Source organism: Microcystis sp. LE18-22.4A (assembly GCF_027531105.1).
GTDB lineage: Bacteria > Cyanobacteriota > Cyanobacteriia > Cyanobacteriales > Microcystaceae > Microcystis > Microcystis aeruginosa.
Window position 1 is genome coordinate 1 of sequence record NZ_JAPZRB010000487.1, and the last position, 6,592, is coordinate 6,592.

The 6,592-nt window shown below is 46.7% G+C and carries 6 protein-coding genes and 1 pseudogene; 2 read left to right on the plus strand and 5 right to left on the minus strand.

Going from position 1 to position 6,592, the window contains the following annotated elements:
* Positions 1-212: 212 nt before the first annotated feature.
* Together trxA and O9295_RS21320 are read right to left on the minus strand one after the other, a co-directional pair.
* A complete protein-coding gene (gene trxA / locus O9295_RS21315; protein ID WP_002763751.1) occupies positions 213-536 on the minus strand; it encodes a thioredoxin in 324 nt (107 codons plus the stop codon).
* Positions 537-690: 154 nt separating this feature from the next.
* A complete protein-coding gene (locus tag O9295_RS21320) occupies positions 691-822 on the minus strand; it encodes a 2Fe-2S iron-sulfur cluster-binding family protein (RefSeq protein ID WP_261779272.1) in 132 nt (43 codons plus the stop codon).
* Positions 823-869: 47 nt separating this feature from the next.
* Between O9295_RS21320 and O9295_RS21325 the strand changes: the two genes are divergently transcribed.
* Together O9295_RS21325 and O9295_RS21330 are read left to right on the plus strand one after the other, a co-directional pair.
* Entirely contained in the window at positions 870-1,325 is a 456-nt protein-coding gene (locus O9295_RS21325) for a recombinase family protein (RefSeq protein ID WP_288035163.1), read from the plus strand.
* A gap of 223 nt (positions 1,326-1,548) precedes the next feature.
* Positions 1,549-2,721, plus strand: coding sequence for a CBS domain-containing protein (locus tag O9295_RS21330; protein ID WP_288035172.1), 1,173 nt, complete (start codon positions 1,549-1,551; stop codon positions 2,719-2,721).
* A 64-nt stretch (positions 2,722-2,785) separates the two neighbouring features.
* On the opposite strand, the gene ftsH4 is transcribed toward O9295_RS21330, so the two are convergent.
* The 3 genes and pseudogenes from ftsH4 to O9295_RS21345 form a co-directional block, all read right to left on the minus strand.
* On the minus strand, positions 2,786-4,663 hold the full coding sequence (ftsH4, locus tag O9295_RS21335) for an ATP-dependent zinc metalloprotease FtsH4 (protein WP_288035165.1): 1,878 nt from the start codon (positions 4,661-4,663) through the stop codon (positions 2,786-2,788).
* Positions 4,664-4,722: 59 nt separating this feature from the next.
* A complete protein-coding gene (locus tag O9295_RS21340; RefSeq protein WP_288035167.1) occupies positions 4,723-5,820 on the minus strand; it encodes an RRXRR domain-containing protein in 1,098 nt (365 codons plus the stop codon).
* A gap of 213 nt (positions 5,821-6,033) precedes the next feature.
* Positions 6,034-6,255 (minus strand): annotated as a pseudogene (locus tag O9295_RS21345) (DUF7149 domain-containing protein); the annotation flags it as partial.
* Positions 6,256-6,592 lie beyond the last annotated feature (337 nt).

Sequence of the window (6,592 nt, forward strand, 5' to 3'; positions counted from 1 at the left end):
TGAAATGGGGCGAAAGTCTGTGGACTCTGTGTAAGACAGTACATGGTTTTTTAACTGTGGTATGCGACGGTGGTGGAAGCAGAAACTTAAATCGTGAGGTTTAGGAATCGCCGCACTTTTAGGGCGGCGAGGATGTCAACGCCATACCTCAAAATTGAATAGTGGTGTGAGAAGGAAAGGGTTAAGGTCGGACGTTTGTCCAGAGTGGAAGACTATAATTGTCGTTCTACCGCAGCGGTAAATTCTTCATAGGGTTTAACCCCAACTAATGTTTCTATCAATTTCCCCTGTTTAAATACCATGACAGCCGGAATACTTCTAATCCCAAAGCGTTTGGCTACGGGTTTGTTACTGTCCAGGTCAAGTTTGAAGACTTTGGCGCGATCGCGATAGTCATCGGCCAATCGATCGATCAACGGCGCCACCAGTTTGCAAGGTCCACACCAAGTTGCCGTGCAATCTACCACCAACAGTGATTCACTCTTTAACAGGGAATCAAATTCAGTTTCATCTTGAATAAATGTAGCCGTACCCATGTTTATATCTCCAAATTGATTTTGTGCAACTTAGTACAAATTCTCTGCTCGCTGCGTTTTACAATATAAATTCAGCTTTGAACCGCTCCTCATCTAAAAATGCTTGGCCTTGGCCTCTTTAACTTTCCCCCCAGAAAGGGGTTGGGGTTCAGGACTATGAATAAAGAAAAATGGCATCAGTCAATGTCCACCTCCCGGGGGTATCGTCTATAGTTTGGTCGTCCCAGACATCGATGGTGATATCTAGTCCCTGCTCATGCAGGGGTTTGACTTTGTAAGTCGTCATCGGCTGCTCCCAATCAAAACAAATTTGCGACGTTAAGTTACGGTAATATGGTATTGCAAGTCATTGCATTGACATCCCCTATGACAGCGACCCCTTCCAACGATTTATCTGCCTGGGAGCGGCTAGAACAAGGTAGACAAGCAAAAGCAAGCAACGGTGGTTATGCGGGCTACGGCTCCCCTGCCTTTGGACAACGATCGATCGATGGTGAATTAGTGGATGATCCGGAAGAGTGCCGGGTCATTGAACTGATTCGCCGTCATCACAAATCAGGGAAATCCTTGCAGAAGATCGCAGATTGGCTTAATGAACAGGGCTACACCACCAAACGTGGTCAACCATGGCAGCGTATTTCCGTAAAGCGGGTGCTTGATCGACTATATGGAAAGGTGTCCAGAATTTCCGGAGTAACCCTTCAGGCCGACCAGAACCCAGAAGTACTCACCCCAGCGTCTGGTGATGCCGCTCCTGAAACCATTAGAGGCTCAATAACCCCTAAATAAAAAGTTTCAGGCTTTACCCTGTTACATCCCTCTATGATACACCGAAGTGGGTCGAAAATCTTTACGAGTTTAATAAAAATTGTAATAAAACGTTACATATTTTAGGAAAAAGTTAAATGACGCTACACTTTGAGATAGTTTTAGAACGGGTTTTGGCAACTCTGAGAGTCTGGGTTCTTTGCCCAGTGGCTGTTCTGCCTATCTTGGCTTTTGCGATCGCAGGATGGTGCTGATGTCCCTCGATACACCTCTGAGTTGGGCCCCCGATCTGGAAAAGGCGATCGATCGCCAACCCTTGACGGTGCCGCCAACCACTTCTCTGGCGGATGCGATCGCCATGATCGGTCAGGCCCATAGCCGTCTGTGTTTACTCACCGATGACCTATCCCCTCTAGCTGCTCCGGCCGGAGAGGTGCGTGTTAGCTGTCTGCTGGTGGTGCAGGGGCAAGAGTTATTAGGAATTTTGACAGAACGCGATGTGGTGCGACTCACCGCTCAAGGGATTAACCTGTCCGAGACAACCGTTGCCGATGTGATGGTACATCCCCTGATCACGTTGCCCCAGCAATCTGCTCAAGACATTTTTGCTGCCCTGTTTTTGTTTCGGCGCTACCGCATTCGCCATTTGCCGATTGTCGATGACCAAGGACAGTTAATCGGGGTGATCTCCCATGAAAGTATTCGCCAGATATTGCGTCCGGCCAATCTATTGCGGTTTCGTCGCGTATCCGATGTGATGACCAGTCAAGTGGTACAGGCCCCACTCACCGCCACAGTCTTGCAATTGGCCCAGTTAATGGCTGAACATCGTGTCAGTTGTGTGGTGATCACCCAACGAGATTCAGAAGACAATGACTGCCCGGTTGGTATTGTGACAGAGCGAGATCTTGTCCAATTTCAAGCAGTTCAAATCGATCTGCACAAAACTAGGGCCCAGACGGTGATGAGTACGCCGTTATTTCTCCTCAGCCCCGAGGATTCCCTGTGGACGGCCCATCAGGAAATGCAAAAACGGCGGGTGGGGCGTTTGGTGGTTTCTTGGAACTGGGGGCGGGGGTTGGGCATTGTTACACAAACCAGTCTCTTGCGGGTTTTTGACCCGATGGAAATGTATGGGGTGATTGAAAATTTACAACAAACGATTCAACAGCTAGAGTCCGAGCGATCGCCCTTCCCTCCTTCTCCACCAGCGGACTTATTACCCCAACCAACTTGTGATCCATCCCAAAAAGACATCGCAGGAGATCGCGAATTATTACTTGCCTTGCTGGACAATGCCTACAAAGACGTAAAGTATATGTGGGCTAACTTAGATATTGTCGTCGAGCAGCGGCGATCCTTGCTTCAATCTGTTCTAGAGAAGCTTGCCCACCTCGGTCGTGAAATTAGCTCTTAGACGAGGTCTAAGAGAAAAAACCCCATCTTGAAGAAAGATGGGGTAAGGTAAAAATCAAATCGATCTAAACAGTAACAGGTTCTCGATCGAGGGGTTTAACGCGATCGAGCAGTGCTTGCAATTGTTCCCCTTCAATCACCTCTTTACTGAGGATTTCTTGGGCAATTTCTTCGAGTAAATCGCGATTTTGAGCGAGAATATCTAGGGCTTGCTGATGACCATTTTCGACAATCTCTTTCACTTCATTATCGATCGCTTTGGCCGTATCATCGCTCACCAAGCGCCGGGGATTGATCATGCCATCTCCCAAAAAACTATTCTGTTGACCTTTTTCGTAGGCCAGTGGACCCAGGGTCTTACTCATACCATAGGTCGTCACCATGCGTTCGGCCAAGTCCGTCGCCCGCTGCAGGTCATTAGCGGCCCCAGTAGTAATACTACCAAAGATAATCTCCTCGGCAGCCCGACCACCTAAAAGAGTAGCAATTTGGTCGCGTAATTCCGTATCATCCATCAGGAAACGGTCTTCCGTGGGCATTTGCAGGGTATAACCGAGGGCTGCCATGCCGCGAGGCACGATCGAAATCTTAGCAACTTTACCACCCCCTGGCATAACTGCACCGACGAGAGCGTGACCAACTTCGTGATAAGCGACGATTTTCTTCTCTTTTTCCGAGAGAACCCGGCTTTTCTTCTCTAAACCGGCCACTACCCGCTCGATTGCCTCATTAAAGTCCTCTTGGGCGACGGTGCTGCGTTGATTGCGCGCTGCCAATAAAGCCGCCTCATTGACTAGATTAGCTAAGTCAGCACCAGCAAAACCGGGGGTACGGGTAGCAATCTGTTTTAAATCCACACCCAATCCTAATTTTACCTTACCTGCGTAGATTTCGAGGATTTTTAACCGTCCAGCCAGATCGGGGCGATCAACTAACACTTGACGATCAAAACGGCCGGGGCGTAAAAGGGCGGTATCAAGAGTTTCGGGGCGATTAGTAGCGGCCAGCACGATCACCGTCGCATCGCCAGCGTTAAAACCGTCCATTTCCGTCAATAATTGGTTTAAAGTCTGTTCCCGTTCATCGTTACCCCCCATAAAATTACCGTTAGCGCGAGATTTACCGATCGCGTCTAATTCATCGATAAAAATAATACAGGGGGCTTTTTTCTTGGCCTGTTCAAACAGATCTCGCACTCGGGCCGCACCCGCACCGACAAAGAGTTCCACGAATTCCGAACCCGAGATACTAAAAAAAGAAACTCCCGCTTCTCCCGCGACTGCTTTTGCCAGCAGGGTTTTCCCTGTCCCCGGTGGACCGACGAGGAGGACCCCCTTGGGAATCCGCGCCCCGATTTGAATGTAACGTTGGGGATATTTGAGAAATTCGACGATTTCGGCTAATTCGGTTTTCGCTTCTTCCACACCGGCCACATCTTTAAAAGTGGTTTTGGTGGTGTCTCCTTCCACATAGACTTTAGCGCGACTTTTGGTAATCGATAAAGCCCCGGCCGGACCACCGCCACCGCTGCGAGCGAGGAAAAATTGCCAAATACCAACAAAAATCAGGGGAGGAATCACCCAACTAAGGACACTGCCAATCCAGCCATTTTTTGGCGGTGGTGCGGCGGCGAATTCTACGCCCTTAGCTTCTAGACGTTTGGGCAATTCTAGGTCAAAAATCGGTGTAGTGCTGAAAATTCGTCCGTAGTTGCCCTCTTGGTCGTTTTTAAGCTGATAACGAATCTCATTCTGTCCCACGGATACCCTAGCGACGTTGCCATCTTCCACTTGGTCGATAAAAAGACTATAGGGAACTTTGGGGACGCTAGGGCCAAATAATTGCGGGAAAAGAAGGTTAACAATCAGAAATAAGCCGCCTACGGCTAATAAAACATTACCGATCAGGCGAGATTGTGAAGGAGGTTTGCTTTTTATACTCATCGAAAAAATGGGTCTGAAACCCCGCCCTTTAGCGATAGCGGAGGGCGGCTTTATATGAGTTAGTGAGAAACAATTAAACCGTTAGAACGACGAATTAACTGAATCTTGCTAACAGTTATCTGTCCCAATCGTTGACCATTGGCATCGCTTACAGATAGCTGTTTTTCGGTATCTCCACTAACATAACCAATTCCTTTGGGAGAAGAAACTAAATCTCCTTTACGGAACCCATGTCTTGTGGTAGAGCCACCATATTTACGTCGTTTACCACCCTTAGAAAAAACCATCAGGTGAAGTTGACGACGACTAACAGGAGGACGTTTGATGACAGCAAAGGGAGCGTTTGTTACTTTAACATAACCCTTCCAATCATATCCATGTCCATTAGAAGTATGGAATGGCCAATAATCGAAAAATTGAAAACAGGCAAGAGCAATTCCATCGTTAGCATGACTTTCGGGTGATTGTTCTGCTTTATTTTTAGACTTTTCTAGTCGCAAATGTTTTCTGAGATTAGAGGTTTGCCAACCAAAGCGAGTATGGACTGTTGCCAATTGAGACAGTTGCTCAATTGCCCATTTCTGTCCAACCATAACCGGCGAGAAACCTTTTCCAGACTTAGCCCCTTTTCTACCAGAAGTTAAATCAACATCGGCTTTGATGTACTCAAAGTAAATATCGGTAATTGGATAGATTTTGGTTAGTTCGGAAACGACTCGAAGTTCAAGTTGACGATTAGCTCTGATTGAGGGAGCTAATTTTCCTGTTCTTCTATTTGAAAATCGTTTTTGTCGATGCGCTCTTAGATTAAAAGGAAGTTGGCGGTTAATCCGTCTTTTTCTACGTCCTCTTCGCATTAACCGTCTATTGTCCAGGCGCTCTCTTACTCGTTTAAAAGGAAGTTCTAAGTGAGCCTTCCAAAGAGTAAAAAGGGAGGATTGAACGCCAATTCCAGAGAATAATTTACCCGGGTCAATACCAATGGCAATCGGTTGGGTTTTACTATCAGAAGGTTCATCGATTAGCTGGACATAGAAAATATCTAAGTCGTTGAATTTACCGATAGCTTTTCCTTCCTTAATCCACCGTCTGGCACGACTGGGTTTGGTGGGCATCAACGACTTTCCGTCTTTTGAGATAACAGGAACTCTTGCCATGGAGATAATCCTTAAGAGTAAAGTTAAAGTCCCTTTCCGCAACACAATCAAGATGTCTTGTCTAACAACGCTTTACCAATAAAGCTGAGAGGGAATCCGAACTAGGGAAGTATTCGGAGGTCTGTGCCAGATTGTGTCTCGATGCGGTAGTCTCTACTTGCGTCGCCTAAATTGGTCTAGGCAAGCCCCGTCCCTTTTAGGGCGGGGTTAGTGACTCCTTCCCTTGGTGTTGATGAAATGTTGGGGACTGTAGTAGCTGTGTTTGAGAAAGTCTGCAAGCAGGTTTTTGTGGAACTCCTCCGATTCTGTCTCGTTTATACTCCCCAAGAGTTGTACTAGGTGGGTTTGAAACTTCTCCACCTGACTACGACTCGGTTTGACTCTCAGGAATGCTTTGTTTAATGCTTGTCGGGGAGAGAAATTTTCCGTCTTCATACCTTATATCCTTATTCCTACCCATCCCGATTTTGGAGTCTATTTTTTTCTCTCTTATCTTCCCTCAAAAACCCTATATATATGGGCGCACGGATTTCCATTATATAAAAAGTCTAAAGCAAGTCTCGCCATTTGTCAAGGGTTTTGAGAAAAAAAATCAGGCCGATTTTATAATCACCGTAACAACAATTCAGATCGTAGGGATAATTCCGTAGGGATAATTCCGTAGGGATAATTCCGTAGGGATAATTCCGTAGGGATAATTCCGTAGGGATAATTCATGAATTATCCCTACTCAGGAATGCTTTGTTTAATGCTTGTCGGGGAGAGAAATTTT

Bases quoted from the DNA above. Each gene is read 5' to 3' on its own strand.
- trxA (WP_002763751.1), bottom strand. From the start codon at position 536: ATGGGTACGGCTACATTTATTCAAGATGAAACTGAATTTGATTCCCTG.
- O9295_RS21320 (WP_261779272.1), bottom strand. From the start codon at position 822: ATGACGACTTACAAAGTCAAACCCCTGCATGAGCAGGGACTAGATATC.
- O9295_RS21325 (WP_288035163.1), top strand. From the start codon at position 870: ATGGTATTGCAAGTCATTGCATTGACATCCCCTATGACAGCGACCCCT.
- O9295_RS21330 (WP_288035172.1), top strand. From the start codon at position 1,549: ATGGTGCTGATGTCCCTCGATACACCTCTGAGTTGGGCCCCCGATCTG.
- ftsH4 (WP_288035165.1), bottom strand. From the start codon at position 4,663: ATGAGTATAAAAAGCAAACCTCCTTCACAATCTCGCCTGATCGGTAAT.
- O9295_RS21340 (WP_288035167.1), bottom strand. From the start codon at position 5,820: ATGGCAAGAGTTCCTGTTATCTCAAAAGACGGAAAGTCGTTGATGCCC.